Source organism: Meiothermus ruber DSM 1279, assembly GCF_000024425.1.
Taxonomy (GTDB): Bacteria; Deinococcota; Deinococci; order Deinococcales; family Thermaceae; genus Meiothermus; species Meiothermus ruber.
Genome location: NC_013946.1, coordinates 2,959,324 through 2,976,977 on the forward strand (window position 1 = coordinate 2,959,324; position 17,654 = coordinate 2,976,977).

At 66.0% G+C, this 17,654-nt stretch carries 18 protein-coding genes; 6 read left to right on the forward strand and 12 right to left on the reverse strand.

Annotation, left to right across the window (positions count from 1 at the left end):
• Positions 1 to 94 precede the first annotated feature (94 nt).
• The 4 genes from MRUB_RS14695 to MRUB_RS14710 all read left to right on the forward strand — a co-directional run bounded on the left by MRUB_RS14695 (position 95) and on the right by MRUB_RS14710 (position 4,558).
• Complete coding sequence (locus MRUB_RS14695; protein WP_013015167.1) at positions 95 to 1,366, forward strand: serine hydrolase domain-containing protein; 1,272 nt, start codon at positions 95 to 97, stop codon at positions 1,364 to 1,366.
• Between the two features lie 162 nt (positions 1,367 to 1,528).
• On the forward strand, positions 1,529 to 2,881 hold the full coding sequence (locus MRUB_RS14700; protein ID WP_013015168.1) for an aspartate aminotransferase family protein: 1,353 nt from the start codon (positions 1,529 to 1,531) through the stop codon (positions 2,879 to 2,881).
• Between the two features lie 7 nt (positions 2,882 to 2,888).
• Positions 2,889 to 3,845 (forward strand): threonine/serine dehydratase, encoded by a 957-nt coding sequence (locus MRUB_RS14705; protein WP_013015169.1) that lies wholly within the window; start codon positions 2,889 to 2,891, stop codon positions 3,843 to 3,845.
• A 56-nt stretch (positions 3,846 to 3,901) separates the two neighbouring features.
• Positions 3,902 to 4,558 carry a GNAT family N-acetyltransferase gene (locus tag MRUB_RS14710; RefSeq protein WP_013015170.1) on the forward strand — a complete coding sequence of 219 codons (657 nt, stop codon included), beginning with the start codon at positions 3,902 to 3,904 and terminating at the stop codon, positions 4,556 to 4,558.
• Between the two features lie 75 nt (positions 4,559 to 4,633).
• On the opposite strand, the gene MRUB_RS14715 is transcribed toward MRUB_RS14710, so the two are convergent.
• Positions 4,634 to 6,565 (reverse strand): DNA topoisomerase subunit B, encoded by a 1,932-nt coding sequence (locus tag MRUB_RS14715; RefSeq protein WP_013015171.1) that lies wholly within the window; start codon positions 6,563 to 6,565, stop codon positions 4,634 to 4,636.
• A gap of 236 nt (positions 6,566 to 6,801) precedes the next feature.
• A complete protein-coding gene (locus MRUB_RS14720; protein ID WP_013015172.1) occupies positions 6,802 to 7,719 on the reverse strand; it encodes a hypothetical protein in 918 nt (305 codons plus the stop codon).
• Between the two features lie 159 nt (positions 7,720 to 7,878).
• Here MRUB_RS14720 and MRUB_RS14725 point away from each other — a divergent pair, with 159 nt between their 5' ends.
• The gene (locus MRUB_RS14725) at positions 7,879 to 9,507 is read left to right on the forward strand and encodes an amidase family protein (RefSeq protein ID WP_235438234.1); all 1,629 of its coding nucleotides are present in this window, start codon (positions 7,879 to 7,881) and stop codon (positions 9,505 to 9,507) included.
• 12 nt (positions 9,508 to 9,519) lie between these two features.
• Positions 9,520 to 9,939 (forward strand): hypothetical protein, encoded by a 420-nt coding sequence (locus MRUB_RS14730; RefSeq protein WP_013015174.1) that lies wholly within the window; start codon positions 9,520 to 9,522, stop codon positions 9,937 to 9,939.
• Here the strand turns inward: MRUB_RS14730 and MRUB_RS14735 are convergent.
• From MRUB_RS14735 to trpE, 10 genes are read right to left on the reverse strand one after another with little or no spacing between them, the layout of a single operon-like run.
• Positions 9,902 to 11,080: a lipid-A-disaccharide synthase-related protein gene (locus MRUB_RS14735; protein ID WP_013015175.1), complete on the reverse strand. Its 1,179-nt coding sequence runs from the start codon at positions 11,078 to 11,080 to the stop codon at positions 9,902 to 9,904. The two genes, MRUB_RS14730 and MRUB_RS14735, sit on opposite strands and share 38 nt — an antisense overlap.
• Positions 11,077 to 12,102: an anthranilate phosphoribosyltransferase gene (trpD, locus tag MRUB_RS14740; protein ID WP_013015176.1), complete on the reverse strand. Its 1,026-nt coding sequence runs from the start codon at positions 12,100 to 12,102 to the stop codon at positions 11,077 to 11,079. Before trpD ends, MRUB_RS14735 begins: the two co-directional genes overlap by 4 nt.
• Positions 12,103 to 12,119: 17 nt before the next feature.
• Positions 12,120 to 12,974, reverse strand: a complete 855-nt coding sequence (locus MRUB_RS14745; protein WP_013015177.1) for a glycosyltransferase family 2 protein — start codon at positions 12,972 to 12,974, stop codon at positions 12,120 to 12,122.
• Positions 12,971 to 13,858, reverse strand: a complete 888-nt coding sequence (locus MRUB_RS14750) for a glycosyltransferase family 2 protein (RefSeq protein ID WP_013015178.1) — start codon at positions 13,856 to 13,858, stop codon at positions 12,971 to 12,973. The genes MRUB_RS14745 and MRUB_RS14750 overlap by 4 nt, the downstream gene beginning before the upstream one ends.
• Positions 13,834 to 14,652 carry a glycosyltransferase family 2 protein gene (locus tag MRUB_RS14755; protein WP_013015179.1) on the reverse strand — a complete coding sequence of 273 codons (819 nt, stop codon included), beginning with the start codon at positions 14,650 to 14,652 and terminating at the stop codon, positions 13,834 to 13,836. Before MRUB_RS14755 ends, MRUB_RS14750 begins: the two co-directional genes overlap by 25 nt.
• Complete coding sequence (locus tag MRUB_RS14760) at positions 14,649 to 15,041, reverse strand: type II toxin-antitoxin system VapC family toxin (protein ID WP_013015180.1); 393 nt, start codon at positions 15,039 to 15,041, stop codon at positions 14,649 to 14,651. The genes MRUB_RS14755 and MRUB_RS14760 overlap by 4 nt, the downstream gene beginning before the upstream one ends.
• On the reverse strand, positions 15,041 to 15,259 hold the full coding sequence (locus tag MRUB_RS14765) for a ribbon-helix-helix domain-containing protein (RefSeq protein WP_013015181.1): 219 nt from the start codon (positions 15,257 to 15,259) through the stop codon (positions 15,041 to 15,043). Before MRUB_RS14765 ends, MRUB_RS14760 begins: the two co-directional genes overlap by 1 nt.
• Positions 15,260 to 15,290: 31 nt before the next feature.
• Complete coding sequence (locus MRUB_RS14770) at positions 15,291 to 15,851, reverse strand: anthranilate synthase component II (RefSeq protein ID WP_036198724.1); 561 nt, start codon at positions 15,849 to 15,851, stop codon at positions 15,291 to 15,293.
• A gap of 11 nt (positions 15,852 to 15,862) precedes the next feature.
• A complete protein-coding gene (locus MRUB_RS14775) occupies positions 15,863 to 16,195 on the reverse strand; it encodes a chorismate mutase (RefSeq protein WP_024050644.1) in 333 nt (110 codons plus the stop codon).
• Entirely contained in the window at positions 16,192 to 17,607 is a 1,416-nt protein-coding gene (gene trpE / locus MRUB_RS14780) for an anthranilate synthase component I (protein WP_013015184.1), read from the reverse strand. Before trpE ends, MRUB_RS14775 begins: the two co-directional genes overlap by 4 nt.
• Positions 17,608 to 17,654: the final 47 nt, after the last annotated feature.

The window sequence follows — 17,654 nt, forward strand, 5'->3', positions numbered from 1 at the left end:
CTGCATGAGCCATAATATTCAGTAAAGTAACCACAATGACCGGCATCGGCGATGTTTGCAAAAAGCCCTCTACATCCTCGTAAAATCAGGGTCAGTGGCGCTCGAGGACACCCACCAACGCCTGCAATCGCTGCTCAAAGACCCCCTGCGCGCCCTGCCCAGCTTGCAGGTGGCGGTGATCCGGGCCGGGGAGGTGGTCTATGCCCGGTCGTTTGGCTACCGCTACCTTGACCCCGACCCCGGCCAGTGCCTACCCGTCAACAACCAGACCCGCTTCCGGGTGGCCTCCATCTCCAAGCTGGTGGTGGCGCTGGGGGCCATGCGGCTGGTGGAGCAGGGGAAGCTCGACCTCGAGGCCGATGTAAGCCAGTACCTGGGCTTTCCCCTGCGCAACCCGGCGTTTCCGCAGGCGCCCATCCGGGTTTGGCACCTGCTCTCGCACACCTCCTCGTTGCGCGACGGCTCGTGCTACGCCATTCCCAGCCCCTACACGCTTCAGGACTTTTTTCATCCCCAGGGGCGTTTTTTTGAGGCCGGGGCCCACTTCGACCCGGCCCACCCGCCCGGCAGTTACGCCTGCTATGCCAACCTCAACACCGGCGTGCTGGGCACCCTGCTGGAGTGCGTGTCGGGCCAGCGCTTCGACCTGTTCATGGAGAACGAGGTGCTGCGCCCGCTGGGCCTGGGGGGTGGGTTCAACCTGAGCCGCTTCACCCCGGAAGCTATGGGCAACCTAGCGGTGCTCTACCGCAAGCAAACCGGCGGGGTGTGGAACCCGGCTGGCCCCTGGGTGGCCCAGGTGGACGACCACCGCGGGGTGGTTCCGGCCGGCCCCCTCGTCCCCGATCCCAGCCGGCCCGACGGGGGGTTTGTCACCGTGGATTTGCGCACCTACCGGCCTGGCACCAACGCCACCTTCTTCTCGCCGCAAGGGGGCTTGCGGGCCTCGGCCCTCGAGCTGGCCCGGATAGCCCAGCTTTTTTTGCACCGAGGCCGGGTGGGGGGCGTACAGTGGCTCGAGCCAAAGACGCTCGAGCAGATGTGCGCACCCCAGTGGACCTACAACGGCCACAACGGCGACACCCTGGAAGGCCAGGCCCTAAGCTGGGGGCTGGGGGTCTGGCGTTTTACCAACCAGCCGGGCCAGGACTGCCCGGTGCAGGGCCACCCCCGGCCCTGGTTCGGCCACTTAGGCGATGCCTATGGCCTTCTGAGCGGCCTGCTGTTCGACCCGGAGGCCGCTCACGCGCTGGTGTACATCCTGGGGGGCCAGGGCTGTGACCCCGCTCAGCACAGGGGCCTTTACTCGGCCTACACCCGCTGGGAGGAGCAGGTTCTAAGTGCGCTGTACGGTCTGCTAAGCTAGAGGCAAATGGATGTGCAAAAGGCGTGCATCCCGCCCCCCGCAGGCCTGGCGAGCCCCGGTCTCTTTCGGTAGGCTTTGCTTCGACAAGCTCAGCAACCATGCTTCGACCCCTTCGACCAGGGCAGGGGTCGGCCCAGCGACTAGCAACTACTAGAGGAATCTATGGCGTATATCCAGCTCAAAACCCCCATCCCTGGCCCCAAAAGCCAGGAACTCCAGGCCCGCCGGGCCGCCGCCGTCTCGAGCGCGCTGGCCCAGGCCAACCCCATCGCGGTTAAGAAAGCCCACGGCGCGCTGGTGGAAGACGTGGACGGCAACACCCTCATCGACCTGGCCGGCGGCATTGGGGCGCTGGCCGTGGGGCACACCCCCCAGAGCGTGGTGGAGGCCCTCAAAGCCCAGGCCGACGAGCTCTTGCACATGTGCAGCATCGTAGCCAACTACGAGCCTTATGTGGCGGTCTGCGAGGCCCTGAACCGCCTGACCCCCGGCGACTTCCCCAAAAAGACCCTTCTGGCCAACGGCGGGGCCGAGGCGGTGGAAAACGCCGTGAAGTTTGCCCGCCGCTATACCGGACGCCCTGGGATTATCGTCTTCGAGGGGGCCTACCACGGGCGCACCAACCTGACCATGGCCATGACCAGCAAATGGGGCCTGTTCAAGAAGGGTTTTGGCCCCTTTGCCCCCGAGGTCTACCGGCTGCCGGTGCCCAACCTCTACCGCACACCGCCGGGCATGACCCCCGAGGCGTACCTGGACTGGGCCTGCTGGAACCTGGAAAACGCCCTTACCGCGCACATCGACCCCTCGGCCCTGGCGGCCATCGTGATCGAGCCGGTGATAGGCGAGGGGGGCTTTATCCCGGTGCCGCACAAGTTTTTACGCAAGATTCGCGAGGTCTGCGACCAGACCGGGGCGGTGATGATCGCCGATGAGATTCAGTCGGGCTCGGGCCGCACCGGAAGGCTCTGGGCCATCGAGCACAGCGGGGTGGTGCCCGACCTGCTGATCAGCGCCAAGAGCCTGGGGGCCGGTATGCCCATCAGCGCCGTCACAGGCCGGGCCGAGATTTTAGACAGCCCCCACGTGGGCGGGGTGGGCAGCACCTACGGCGGCAACCCGCTGGCCTGTGTGGCCGCGCTCAAGGCCATCGAGATTCTGGAGTCGCCGGGCTTCCTCGAGCAGGCCCAACACATCGAGCGGATCATCCGCGAGACCTTCGCGCCCTTGCAAAAAGAAATCCCGGTGCTGGGCGACGTGCGCGGGCTGGGGGCCATGATGGCGCTCGAGTTCGTCAAAGACCCCACAACCAAAGAACCCTGGCAGGAGTTCGCCATGCAGACCATCCAACTGGCCTCCCGCCGCGGGGTGATTCTGATCCGGGCCGGGCTCTACACCAACTGCATCCGCTTCCTGCCCGCCCTCGACATCCCCGAGGCCATGCTGCGCGAGGCCCTGGGGGTGGTGGCGGGGGCCATCCGCGAGACCTACCAGACCCTGGCGGTGGGGGCCTGAGCCCAGCATGAACTGGCCCCTGACCATCCGGCAGGCCCACGCCCGCCTACGGCCCCACGTGCGCGAGACGCCGCTGGAGCTTTCGCTGGCCCTTTCCCAGGCTACCGGGGCCGAGGTCTACTTGAAGCTGGAAAACCTCCAGCACACCGGAAGCTTCAAGGTGCGGGGGGCCCTGAACAAGCTGCTACAGCTATCCCCCCAGCAGCTGCAACAGGGCGTGGTAACGGCCAGCAGCGGCAACCATGGGGCGGGGGTGGCCTTTGGCCTGGCCAAGCTGGGCGCGCGGGGCCTGGTCTTCGTGCCGCAGGGGGCCAGCCCCACCAAGCTCGAGGCCATCCGGCGCTATGGTGCAGCGGTGCGGGTCTACGGGCAGAGCGGCGACGACACCGAAGCCTACGCCCGGAGCTACGCCGCCCAGCACGGCCTGACCTACATCTCGCCCTACAACGACCCCCAGGTGATCGCCGGGCAGGGCAGCATCGGGCTGGAAATCGCCCAGCAGCTACCCCAGCCCCCCCAGGCCGTTTTCGTGACGGTGGGGGGCGGGGGGATGATCTCCGGCATCGCCGCGTACCTTAAGTCGCTCAGCCCAGCAACCCAGATAATCGGCTGCCAGCCGGCAAACGACGCGGCCATGTGGGCCTCGGTGCAGGCGGGGCGAATCGTGCGCCTCGAGGCCCAGCCCACCCTCTCGGACGGCAGCGCGGGGGGCCTCGAGGCCAACACCATCACCTTCGAGCTGTGCCGCACCCTGGTGGACGACTGGGTTACGGTGAGCGAGGAAGAGATCAGGGCCGCCATGCGGCTTTTCATCGAGACCCAGCACCAGCTTCTGGAAGGGGCCGCCGGTGTGGCCCTGGCCGCTTTGCTCAAACAGGCTGCGCGCTACCGGGGGCAGCGGGTGGTGGTGGTGATCTGCGGGGCCAACATCGGGCTATCGGCCCTGCAAGCGGTGCTGTGTTAGTTGCGCGGGAGCAACAGACACAGTATTTTGACGAAAAAGACGCAGGTAAATCGCCGATGACCGAACTCCTCCAAAGCCCCGACAAACGCTTTGCCGTGGTGCAGTCCGAGCCCTGGATGGCCGAGGCCCTCGAGGCCATCCAGCAGGCATCTTTCCCGTCACTGGCCAAAAACCAGCTCATTACTGCCGAGCATTACCGGGCCCACATGCAGGTCTTCCCCGAAGGCCAGCACGCCGTAATCGAGCGCGAGACCGGCCGGGTGGTGGCCTGCTCCACCGACCTCTGCACCCAGGTCGACTTTAGCCACTTCCAGCACCGCTACCTCGAGGCCGTGGGCGGCAACTGGCTCACCACCCACAACCCCAGCGGCGACTGGCTCTACGGCGCCGACATCGGCGTGCACCCCGAGTACCGCGGCCTGGGCCTCTCCACCCTGCTCTACACCGCCCGGCAAAACCTGGTGCGCCGCCTGGGCCTCAAGGGCCATGTGGCCGGGGCCATGCCCAAGGGCTACGCCCCCTTCCAGCGCGACCTGGCCATAGAACAGTACGTGCAAAAGGTGGTGCGCGGCGAGATGTTCGACCCGGTGCTCTCGGTACAGCTCAAGCGAGGCTACTCTGTGTGGGGCATTATTCCCGATTACCTCGACGACCCCAGTTGCGGCAACTACGGGGTGTTTATCGTGTGGCGGAATCCGGAGCGCTTGCTTTAGCGCCTGGCTCGAGGCCTTCTCAGGATCGCCACCCGCCACCGGAAGCCGCGCCGCTTATCGCACGGCTGGGTTGGGCTAAACTTCAATCCGCGCGAAGCGGGCGTTCTCCTCGATGAACTCCCGGCGGGGCTGCACGTCGGAGCCCATCAGGTCGTCGAAAATCTGGGCGGCGTAAGAGGCGTCTTTCATATCCACCTTTTTCAAAACCCGCCTTGCGGGGTCCATGGTGGTCTCCCAGAGCTGCTCGGCGTTCATCTCGCCCAGGCCCTTGAAGCGCTGGATCTCGTAGGGCTTGTCGCCGATGTTGGCCAGGGCTTTCTTGAGGGCTTCGTCGTCGAAAATGTACTCCATCTGCTTGCTCTTGCCCACCCGCAAGCCGTACAGGGGGGGCTGGGCCACGTACAGGTAGCCCCGCTCGATGATGGGGCGCATGTAGCGGTAGAAGAAGGTGAGCAGCAGGGTGCGGATGTGCGAGCCGTCCACGTCGGCGTCGGTCATGATGATGATCTTGTGGTAGCGCAGGTCTTCGATGTTGAAGTGGGCCTCTTCGTTGTCCTTGCCGCCAATGCCCGCCCCGATGGCCGCCACCATGGCCCGCACCTCGGCGTTCTTGAGGGCTTTGTTCAGGCCGGCCTTCTCGACGTTGAGAATTTTGCCGCGCAAAGGCAGGATGGCCTGGAAGCGGCGGTCGCGTCCGCTCTTGGCGCTGCCGCCCGCGCTATCCCCTTCCACGATGAAGAGTTCGGCCTCGGCGGGGTCTTCCGACTGGCAGTCGGCCAGCTTGCCGGGCAGGTCGTCGGACTCGAGGGGGTTGGCCCGGCGCACCAGCTCGCGGGCCTTGCGGGCCGCCTCACGGGCCTGGGCCGCCCGCTGGGCCTTTTCGTAGATCATCTTGGCAATGCGGGGGTTTTCCTCGAGGTACTCGGAAAACTTCTCGTACACCACCCTGCTTACAGCGGTACCGGCCTCGGGGTTCAGAAGCTTGCCCTTGGTCTGGCCCTCAAATTGGGGCTGGGGGATCTTGACCGAGATCACGCAGGACAGGCCCTCCAGCAGGTCGTCGCCGGTGGGCTCCAGGTCTTTGACCAGGCCGGCTTTCTTGGCGTAGGTGTTGATGGCGCGGGTGTAGGCGGTCTTGAAGCCTGAGACATGGGTGCCCCCATCCACGGTTGGAATCATGTTGGCAAAGCTCACCAGGTCGGCGCTGTAGCCCTTGGTGTGCACCAGGCCCACCTCCACCCCCACCGCCTCCACCTGGCCCTGCAAGAGCACCGGTTTATCGTAGAGCAGCTCCTCGCCGTCGGCGCGGAATTTGGCGAAGGAGGCCACCCCGCCTTTATCGAAGAAAACCTCTTCTTTTTGATGAATCTCGTCCTTAAAGACCAGCTTGAGACCCGCCACCAGGAAGGAGACCTCGCGCAGGCGCACCCGCAGGCGGCTGGCCTCAAACTTTTGCTCGCTGCCGAAAATCTGGGGGTCGGGCAGGAAGGTCACGCGGGTGCCGCGCTTGCCTTTGGGGGCCTCCCCCACCACCTGTAGGGGCCTGGTCACCTCCCCTCGGCTGAACTCGATCAGGTGGTGCTTGCCATCGCGGAAGACCTCCACGCGGGTAAATTCAGACAGGGCGTTCACCACGCTGGCCCCCACCCCGTGCAGGCCGCCCGAGACTTTATAGGCCCCTTCTTCGAACTTACCCCCCGCGTGCAGCACGGTGTAGATCACCTCCACCGCGGGCTTTTGCTCTTCAGGCATGATATCCACCGGAATTCCACGCCCGTTATCTTCCACGGTGATGGAGCCATCGGGGTGCAGGGTGGTAACAATCTCGGTAGCAAAACCAGCCAGGGCCTCGTCCACCGCGTTATCGAGAATTTCTTTGAACAGGTGATGGTAGCCATCGGCCTGAGTACCGCCAATGTACATGGCCGGACGGTGGCGAACCCCTTCCAGGCCTTTCAAAACCTTAATTGCGGATGCATCGTAGCTGGTGGTAAGGTCAGTGCTCACCTGAACAGCATACCACGTTTTGTTATTTGCGTAACAAAAAGAGCAAGGCTGGAAACCGCCAAATAGTGCGTTCTGGTCGCTTATAGGTGGATTTCCCGTGGAACCTCGAGCCGCCATTCATGCCATCATCTGAGGCACAAAGGGCTTTTAAGCGTGCGTGACGGGTTTATATATTTTACTTCCCGTGCCAGCGGCCCGTGCAGATTCCGATAAAGACAAAAAGCCCCCGGCCCACTTTAGCGTTTAACCGAACCCACCGCGCGGATGGCGTACTCGCTCGAGCCCGTGCTCAGGCGCAGGCGTTTGCCCAATTCGCGCCACCAGATATAGGCGGGGCTGTCCAGGCGTTTGATGTGCTCGAGGGCGGCCTCCTTACGCCAGGTCTTCAGGCGCAGCAAAAACAGGTTGAGGAACAGGTCGCGGTACTCGGCGCTGGCCCGCTCCATGTGAAAGTGAAAGCGCACCCCACGGTGTTGCGAGAAAGAGATGATGATGGGCACGCCTTCGGGGCCTTCTACCGGGATTTCCACGGTGCTGTCGGGCAGGGTGGAGGCGGTGAACTCGTACTCTTCCTGAATCATGCCAAGCTCGAGCAAAATGAGGGCAAACGCCCGCATCTCGAGGCCGTTAATCTCGCGGTAGATGCGATCGATAAGGTCGAAGGTGGGGCTGTAGTGAAACTGTTCGCCCTCCTGTGCAGCCCACCACATGGCGTACTGGCCCTTGGGAGCGCTCAGGGAAGCCTGGATAAAAAGCCGGTCGCGGTAGGTCACGGGCTCCAGGGTTTCGGGGTAAATGGACAGCAGGTCGTCGGTGCTGTAGTAGATGGGGCGGATGCGCCCCCAGCGCTGGGCCAGCTCCTGCACCGCCACGTAATGGGCGGCGGCTTTTTCGTCGGCCACGGGGTAAAAGAAGAGGTCATATTCACCGTCTTCGGCCCGCACCCGCAACGGGATCTCCAGAACCCCTTCCCGGGTCAGGCGCAGCACATCGGCTTCCAGCACCTGGATCCCCGACTTGCGGAACAGGGTCTCGATGGTGGTGGCAAAGATCAGGCGGTTGGCTGCCCTGACCTCAGGGGCATTGCTGTTGATCAGACCCTCGAGGCGAACCTTGGGCCAGTGGGCTGGTGCATTGGTATAAAGCTCGTGCATGATCACAACCAGGAAAAAGCATCCCCTAACCTAAGCCAAAGTTTAGCCCCCTTCGAGCTAAAGCCCTGTGACATTTAAGGGCCGCGCTGTTACCGACAAAAACCCCTGGGTAAGGGGCGTCGCAGTTAGCGCGCACGGGGTGGCTGCACAATAAAAGCCATGCCCAGAGGGGTTCGAGTGTGTGCGGCCCTGGTTTGGCTGGCTGCAGGGCTGGTAGTGTGGTGGGTGATGAGCCAGGCTGCCGAAAAACGTCTGAACCCCAACAAGCGCGACTGGGAGAGCTTTGTGGCCCGCCAGGTGGCCGAGCAGACCGCCCCTTCTAGCTACCCGTTGCAGCGCAAGCTGGACTTTACCCCCTTTGAAGGAGCTTTGGATCGGCTCGAGGCGGGAACCCTCGAGCGCCTGCAAACCCTTACCCAGCGGGCCACCATCGCCGAGCTACAGGCCCTGATGCAGGCCGGGCAGCTCACTTCCGAAGAGCTGACGCTTTTCTATCTGTGGCGCATCCGCCGCTACAACGACCAGCTCCGCGCCTATCTGGAGCTGAACCCCGAGGCGCTCGAGGAGGCTCGAGCCCGCGACCAGGAACGCCAGCAAGGGCAGGTGCGCGGCTTGCTGCACGGCATCCCCATCGCTCTGAAGGACAACATCTCTACCCGAGGCCCCTTGCACACCACCGCCGGGGCCGCGGTGCTGGCCCAGCACATCGCCGACCAGGACGCATTTATTGTGCAGAAGCTGCGGGCCGCCGGGGTAGTTATTCTGGGCAAGAACAACCTCTCGGAGTGGGCCAATTTCATGACCAGTCAGTCGGTCAACGGCTACAGCACGCTGGGCGGCCATACCCGCAACCCCTACGGGCCGTTTGATGTGGGCGGAAGCAGCAGTGGGACAGCGGTGGCCGTGGCGGCCAACCTGGCCGTGGCCGGCATTGGCACCGAGACCTCGGGCTCGCTCGTCTACCCCGCCGCCCAGAACAGCCTTTTCACCCTCAAGCCCACCCTGGGCCTGGTCAGCCGCGACCGCATCATCCCCATCACCGCCGCCCAGGACACCGCCGGCCCCATGACCAAAAAGGCCTCCGACCTGGCGGTCTTGATGTCGGTGCTCACCGGGTACGACCCCGGCGACCCCCAGACTCAGGTCGCCCAGGGTTTCACCTTTCCCGCCGTACCCCCCTCCCCGCCGGCCGCGCTGCGGGTGGGCTGGGTGCAGCACATCCAGCGCAGGGGCGACCAGGAAGCCCTGGAGCAGGTCGCACAGGCCCTGCAAAGCCTGGGGGCCGAGGTGGTGCCGGTGCCCTTCCCTGAGGGTTCCATCGAGATGATGCCGGTGCTGCACGCCGGTATGCGGCGCGACCTGGCCCACTACCTAAAGACCACCGGGGCTGCAATTAGGGGCTTGCAGGACGTGATCGAGTACAACCGCCAGCACCCCGAGGCCATGCGCTACGGGCAGGACTTGCTCGAGGCCTCCCTCAACCACCCCCTATCCGACGCCGAGTACGAGGCCCTGGTGCAAAAAAATCGCCAACAGGGCCGCGAGAGGCTGCTCGAGCTGATGCAGGCCCACCGGGTGGATGTGCTGCTAGCCATCAGCAACAGCCTGAGCCTGCTCACCTCCACCTCGGGCTTTCCGGTGGTGAATTTTCCGGCGGGTTACCGTGAAAGCGGCGAGCCGGTGGGGGCCTCGCTGGTGGGGCGGCCCCTGCAAGACCCCCTGCTGATCGGGCTGGCCCAGGCGGCTGCAGAACGGCTGGGCATCCACCGGCCCCCCATCCTTCAGTAAACTTTGCCTGGCATGGACACCCCCCTTCCGGTCTACATCATCGGGCTGCGCGGCCTGCTTAACCTGATTGTGCTGCTCTTAATCGGGGTTTCGTTTTTGTGGAACCTACCGCTGCTGGTGCGCGAGCCCCATGCCCGGCAGTTGCGCTTTTTTAAGTTTGTGGCGGGCTTTGCGGTGGCGGCGGTGGTGGTCGAGCTTTTGGTACGCACGCTGTTTATGGGCGGCGTGAGCTGGCTGCACGCCGTCTACGGCCTGCTGGCTGCCAGCATTCTGTGGTTTGTAAGCGGCCTCGAGCCCGGGGGCTGGTTCCGCAAAAGCCTGGAAAAGCCCCCCGAGCAGGTAGGGCCGTACTTCTTCTGGGCCAGCCTGGTCTGCTTGCTGCTGTGGTGGCGCTTTATCGAGACCGGGATCGCTCGGGTTCCAACCCAGTAGCCTGCAGGTGCTGGTGCAGGTGCTGGTGCAGATCCAGGGCAATCCGCGCGGCGGCGCCGGGCTCGCCCATGGCGGCTTTCCCGGCTGCTCGAGCCCGCTCCAGCAGGGTTTCGGAGGAAAGGAAGGCCCGCACACCCCGCACTACGGCCTCGGGGCTGGGCTCGGTGAGCATTAAGGCGTCCCCCAGCAAGCGTTTTTGCGTCTGGGCGAACCCAGGGGTGTACTGCGGCCCCGGCGTTGGGAAGCCCACCAGCGGCACCCCGTAGCCCGCAGCCTGCTCAGCCGCCGTTCCGCTGGTGGAGAGGGCCAGCCTCGAGCCCCGCAAGGCCGCACCGAAGGCCCGCTGCGCCAGGTACACCACAGTTCCATCGGGGTGGCTGAGCCGGTGGGTGACGCCCTCGCTCCGACCGGTGGCCTCGAGCCGGTAGTCTTTCAGCTCCAGCCTGTCCAGGGGCAGGCCCGCCCAGGCCACCACGGGCGTTAGGGCGGTATCGCGCAGCCGGCGGCAGGCCTCGAGCATGACCGGCAGGCTCCAGTAGGCGTCCTGGCGCGAGCCCGGCAGCAGCAGCAGATACGGTGGGGGAAGCTCGAGCGACCCCTCGTCCAGGGCATCCAGCATGGGGTTGCCCAGGTAGCAGGCCTGGGGAAGGCCTCGAGCCCGCAGCCAGGCCGCCCCTTCCGGCTCGCGGGGATACACCCTGACCGCCTGGCGCATCAGCAGGCGCTCGGTCACGCTGTAGGGGCGCCCCCCCACCCGCAGCGAGGAGCGGCACTGCATCAAAAACAGCGGGCGGCCCCCAAACACCACCCCCACCCCCAGGGCGTACACATCCCCCACCGCCAGCGTAGCCTGGGCCCCCCGGGCCGCCGCCTGCACCGCCTGGTACTGGGCCCGGCTCATGGAAAACCAGCCAGCCCGGAGATCGGCCCAGAGCGCCGCCGCACCTTGCAGGGCAAACCCCCCCGAGGGCAGCTCCCGACAGGGCCCCAGCGTGGGGATACCGGCCCGCCGGTAGGCCTGGCCCTGGCCCACCAGCGGCACCGCCTGCAGCGCGTAGCCCAGCGCCTGCAAGGCCCCGCCCAGGGTAGCTCCGATGATGTCCTCGCCGTGCCCGTTGGATATCAGCAGTATCTGTTTCATGCCTGGGTAAAGTGAACCAGGCGCTCGAGCACCGCCAGCCCGGCCCCTTCGTCCAGGAGTTGCTGGGCCAGCCGCACCCCCTCGGCCACCCCCTCCACCCGGCCCGCCAGGTAAAAGGCCGCTCCCGCGTTCAGCGCCACCGCATCGCGCTTGGGCCCCCGCTGCTGGCCGCTTAGAATGGCCCGCGCCTCCGCCGCGTTCTCGGCGGCGGTTCCCCCGCCAATCGCCGCGTAGGGGGCAGGCTCCAGGCCCACCTCTTCAGGCTGGAGGCGGTAGGTGCGGATCTGGCCGTCCCTAAGCTCGGCCACCAGGTTGTCGCCCAGGGCCAGCTCGTCGATGGCCTCGAGGCCCTCCCCACGCGCCATCTGGCCGTGCACCACCAGCGCCCGGCTGCTGCCCAGGTCGCGCAACACCTGGGCAAATGGCTCCACCAGGGCCGGGCTGCTCACCCCCACCAGGTTCAGGCTGGCAAAGGCAGGGTTGGTGAGGGGGCCCAGCAGGTTGAAGACGGTGCGCACCCCCAGCTCGGCCCGCACCGGGGCCACATAGCGCATGGCCGGGTGGTGGTTGCGGGCGAACAAAAAGCCCAGGCCCACCGTCTCGATGGCCTCAGCCACCTTTTCAGCGGGGATGTCGATCCGGATACCCAGCGCCTCGATCAGGTCGAAGGAGCCCGACTTGGAAGAGGCCGCCCGGTTGCCGTGCTTGGCCACCGCCACCCCGCCCGCGGCCACCACAAAGCAGGTGGTGGTGGAGATGTTGAAGGCCTCCGGGGCCACCCCCCCGGTGCCCACGATGTCCAGCAGGGGCTGGCGGCGGGTCTCCACCCGCACCGCGGCCTCGCGCATACCGGCTGCAAAACCAGCGATCTCCTCGGGGGTCTCGCCCCGGGTGCGCAGGGCCATCAGCACCCCGGCGGTCTGCACCGGGGTCAGATCGCCGGCCATAATCCGGCGCATCAGGGCATGGGCCTCAGCCCTGGATAAAGGCTCGGCCAGAAGGGCTTTCTTGAGTTCGTCCACGGTTCCTCCCCAAAAGTTTACACACTCGGCAGGCGCCAACCCCGCCAGAGGCCCCGCCCGAGGGCCCCCACCTTGTCGAAGCGGCCCCGCAGGCTGTACTCCAGCAGCCAGAACAGGCCATACCCGGCCACCGCCAGCAGGGGCCAGGGGGCGTGCTTGCGAAAGAGCCGGACGTTGTAGGCAGCAAAGTATTCGTCGGAGCGCAGGCTGCCCGACCAGGAACTGCCCCCTTTGTGCAGCACCCGCGCCCCCTCGGCCACCGCCAGCCGGAACCCCGCGCGGGTCAGGCGCAGGCCGTAGTCGCAGTCCTCGCCGTACATGAAAAACCCCTCGTCCAGCAGGCCCACCCGTTCCAGGGCGGCCCGGCGGATGAGCAGGCTGGCCCCGCTGATGTAGTTCAAACGCCCGGCCTGGCGCGGATGGGTTAGCAGGCGGATCAGGCCCCAGGGGAGCACCACCTGGCCCCCGCCCCAGGCCTGTACTTGCTGGGGGTTGTCCATCTCGTAGAGCACCGCGCCCACCGCCCCAATCCGGGTGTCCTGCTCGGCCCGCTCCACCATGGCGGCGAGCGCACCCGCCTCGGGCAGGGTGTCGGGGTTGAGCAGCCAGACGTAGTCGGCCCCCGCGGCCAGGGCCCGGCGGATGCCGGCGTTGTTACCCCCGGCAAAACCCAGGTTGCGCCCCAGCTCCACCAACTCGAGGTGCGGAAAGGCCGCGCGCAGCCGGGCCACCCCGTCGTTCTGGGAGGCGTTGTCCAGCACCAGCACCCGGTAGTTGGGGTAACGGAGCCCCTCCAGCGCCCGCAAACAGGCCAGGGTGTCAGGCCAGGCGTTGTAGTTGACGATCAGGATGTACACCAGGGGCGCGCTCATGCCGTGGCCCCTTCCAGCAGCCCCTGGGTGTAGGCGGCCTCGAGCACAAAGCGGTAGCACGCAAAGGCCCCCGCCCCCCCCTCCCAGTCGCGCACCCGCAAGAGCCGCTCGGCCCTGGCCCAGGGGTAGGCCCAGCGCTTGTAAGCCCGCGCCAGGGGGTGTACGCCCGTCCAGAGGGCCACCAGGGGGTGCGGGTGCAGCCGGTAAAACTGCCAGGCCATCCGCCCCAGGCTCCGCGACTTGGCGACCATAACGTCCAGGCTGACCCGATCCTCGTGGGCCGCGCGGGCCCCCAGGGCCAGGCGGGGCCGCACCCCCTTGCGCCAGAGCCGCCAGCCCAGCTCGTGATCTTCCCAGCCATAGCCCCGCATGGGTGCAAAAGCCTCGGCCTGCTCGAGCGGCAAAGAAAGACTGGCGAACCAGAAGCCGCCCCAGCCCAGCAACGCCCCATCGGCCCGGCCCCGCACCCCCGACTCGGCCCTTGCACGCCAGAAGCGTATAAAAGAATCCTGTCCCAGCGATTCCGGTATATAGGTATAACTCACCCCCGCCGCTCGAGGATAGCGCTGGTGCAAATTAAGATGAGCCTGTAAAAAACCCGCCTCGGGCACCACATCGTCATCGTTGAACAGCACATACTGGCCTCGAGCCTGAAGCAGCCCTGCATTGCGTGCATAGGCCATCCCCGCGTTGGGTTGGCGCAAAACCCGCAGGCGGGGGTCACGGAACCCGGCCAGCACCTCCGGCGTCGCATCGCTCGAGCCGTCGTCCACCACGATCAGCTCGAGCGCAACCCCTTCCTGGGCTAAAAAAGCCTGCACCGTGCGGGCCAGCAGTTCGGCCCGGTTGTAGGTGGGAATCACGACGCTGAAGGTGGGTTCCATGCCTCCGAAGCCCCCCAGGCATACGCCAGCTCGTAGTCGCCCCGCGCCCCCAGCAGGCCCTTGAAGGAGGGGAGCAGGGCCAGCTTCAGGCTCACCAGCACCGGGTGCACCCCCAGGGCCCAGGCGATGCGGGGGTCGTGGTGTTTCTGCCAGACCCGCACGTGGGCCGCCCCCGCCTGCCGGGCTTTCTCGATGGCCTGGCCCTGGTAGTCGAAAGCCTCATGCACGGCCAGCGCCTCCCGCACGAACACCAGCCGCGCCCCAGCCCGCATCAGGCGGTAGCCCAGGTCGGGGTCTTCGCCGCCGTAGCCGCTGAAGGCGGGGTCGTAGCCGCCCACCTCCTCAAACAGGGCCCTGGGCAGCGAGGTGTTGTTGCCGGTGATGTTCCACCAGAAGGCCCGGGGGCCCTTCAGCTCCGCCGCCCCCGTACCCCGCAGCGCGGGGGGCAGCTCGAGCCGCCCCACCGCCACCGTGCGGGGCCGGGTGTGCGCTTTCTGATGGGCCTCGATCCAGCCCGGCTGGGGTATCACGTCGTCGTCGGAAAAAAGCAGGATATCGCCCCGGGCCATCCCGGCCCCCCGGTTGCGGGCGTTGGCCGCGCCGAGGCCCGGCGTGATCTCAAGAAAGTGGAACGCAAAGGGCGGTTTGTACTGCTGTAGGAATTCCAGGGTATCGTCGGTGCAGCCATCGGCCACCACGATCACCTCAAACGCGCCCGGTTGGTTTTCCAGAGCGCGCAGCTTCTTCGCCAGCACTTCGCGGCGGTTGTGGGTGGGTACAATTACCGAGATCATGCCTGCTCCCAGTCGTCCAGTCGTAATCCCGCTATACGGGCAAACTCACGCTGGTTGCGCGTGACCAGCACCAGGTCGTGGGCTTTGGCAATGGCCGCAATCCACAGGTCGTTGGGGCCAATCAGCGCACCCTGGCGCTCGAGGTCGGCCCGAATCATCCCGTATACCCCTGCCACCAGCGCATCCACTCCGAAGCAGGGTATTTCGTTGCGGATGATCTCCACCCGCCTGAGGTTGGCCTCCACCCGCTGGCTTTTGCGGGCCCCGTAGTACAGCTCCCCCAGGCTGATGCTGCTGATGAAAATTTGGGGCTCAGCCTGTATGCGCGCGACCAAAGGCGGCACCCCCTTCAGGTAACCGATCCAGACGTTGGTGTCCAGCAGATACATCACAGCCCTTCCCGTTCCTCGAACGGCCCCTGCGGGGGGCGCTCGAGGTCGCCCTCCCAGCTTCCCGCCAGGGCCAGGAAAGCCGCCGAGCGTCGCGGTACAACCTGCGACTCGATCATCTCGCGCAACAGCTCGGAGAGCTTCATACCCCGGGCCTTGGCCCTCTGCTCGAGGATGCGGTAGGTCGCTTCTTTTAGATAGGTCTGCACCTGCGGCATGTAAATAGTGTATGTATATTTACTATACAACTCAAGCCATCGCCAGGAAATTCGCCAGCATCTGCTTGCCCCCCTCGGTCAAAACCGATTCCGGGTGAAACTGCACCCCGTGGGTGGGGTAGCGGCGGTGGCGCAGCCCCATCACCGTGCGGCCCCCGGCCTCGTCGTACCAGGCGTTGGCCTCCAGTTCGTCGGGCAGGTCTTCCACCACCAACGAGTGGTAGCGGGTGGCCGTCAGGGGGGTGGGCAGGCCGGCAAACACCCCGCTGCCGTCGTGCAGGATGGGGCTGGTCTTGCCGTGCACAATCACCCGGTGCCGCCGCACCGCAGCCCCAAAGGCCTCGCCAATGCTCTGGTGGCCCAGGCAGACCCCCAGGATGGGGTATCGGGGCGCGTAGCGCTGGATGAGCGGCACCGAGAGGCCGGCCTCCTTGGGCGTGCAGGGGCCGGGGCTCACCACAATGCCGTCGGGGTCAAGGTCGGCCACATCCTGCAAGCTAAAGCGGTCGTTGCGCCAAACGGTTACCTGGGCGCCCAGTTCGCCCAGGTACTGCACCAGGTTGTAGGTAAAGGAGTCGTAGTTGTCAATCATCAGAATTCGCTTCACAGTCCTGCCTCCCGCTTTTCCATGGCCGCAAACTCCCCCAGGATGGCGCGGTAGATGCGCTCGGCCACATTGGGCGATAAGCCCTGGTGCTCGGCCATATAGCGCACGTGCTGGATGATCTGTTCCTGCCGGTCTTTTGACTCAAGAGGCACCGGGCTTTGCCCTAGCCGGGCCGCTTCTTTAGCCAGCCGCGCCCGCTGGGCCAGCAGTACCACAATCCGGGCGTCAATGGCGTTAATTTGCAGGCGAATGTCCTCGAGGCTTCCCATCTCAACCCCTCCTTTGCGCGCGGCTTCCCACCGCCGCCCAACCCCGCCTTCCACGCTCACAACCCCTCCTCGGCCAGCCGCACCGCCTTGACCATGGCCTGGGCCTTGTTCAAGCACTCCTGGTACTCGGCCATCGGATTGGAGTCGTAGACCACCCCCGCCCCCGCCTGGATGTGCATCTGCCCACCAGCCACCACGATGGTTCGCAGGGTCAGGGCCATGTCCATGTGCCCGTCGTAGGCCACATAGCCAAAAGCCCCCCCGTACGCGCCCCGACGGGCGGGCTCGAGCTCCTCGATAATCTCCATGGCCCGGATCTTGGGGGCCCCCGAGACGGTGCCCATCGGCAAGACCGCGGCCAGGGCGTCGAGCGGGGTTTTGTCCTCGCAGAGCTCGCCCTCCACGGTCGAGACGATGTGCATCACGTGCGAGTAGTTCTCCACCTTCATAAGTTCGCGGGGCCGCACGCTGCCATAGCGGCAGACCCGGCCCAGGTCGTTGCGCGAAAGGTCCACCAGCATCACGTGCTCGGCCCGCTCCTTTTCGTCGGACAGCAGCTCTTCGGCCAGGGCCTGGTCTTCAGCAGCATCCCGGCCCCGCCGGCGGGTTCCGGCGATGGGGCGGGTCACCACCCGCTGCCCATCGGAGCGCAGCAGGCTCTCGGGGCTGCTCGAGACCAGGGTCACCTCGCCCAGTTCCAGGTAGCCCATGTAGGGGCTGGGGTTCACCGAGCGCAGGGCGCGGTAGACAGCAAAGGGGTGCACCTGCAGGGGGGCCGAGATGCGCAGCGAGGGCACCACCTGGAAGATGTCGCCGGCCCGGATGTACTCGAGCGCTTTCTCCACCATCTGCTCGTACTCAGCCTGGGTAACGTTCTGGCTGAACTCCACCCGCCGCCCGGCCCGTTCGCCCGGCACCCCCGGCAGCGGCCCGCTGAGCTTCTTCTCGGCCCAGGCGATGCGCTCCAGGGCCTGGGCCCGCTCGTCCTCCAGGGCCGGGGCCACGATGTGGAGCTGCTGCTTGAACTGGTCAAATACAATCAGGACTTCCGGCTCGATAAACAGCAGGTCGGGAATGCCCAGCAGGTCGGGCTTCTGGTTGGGCAGGCGCTCGTAGTAGCGGATGAGGTCGTAGGCCGCGTAGCCCACCGCACCGCCCCAGAACAGGGGCAGGTCGGGGTCGGGCTGGATGGGCCGGTGGATGGCCTGGTAGAGGGTGCGCAGGGGATCCTGGGTCGCCAGCGGCCGGCCATTCAGGGTAAAAACCCCCTCCTTCAGCCGCCAGATGTGGCGGGCCCCCACCCCCACAAAGCTCCAGCGGGCCCAGGCCTTGCCCCCCTCCACCGACTCCAGCAAAAAGCTGGGACTGGCCTTCTCCGAGAGCTTCAGGTAGGCCGTGACGGGGGTCTCGAGGTCGGCCAGCAGGGTTTTCTTGACCGGGATGGTGGGCTTGGTTAGGTGTGCAATGGGCATCTGCTCTCCTTTAGCAATAAAAAAATCCCCCTGAGGAAAGCCCCAGG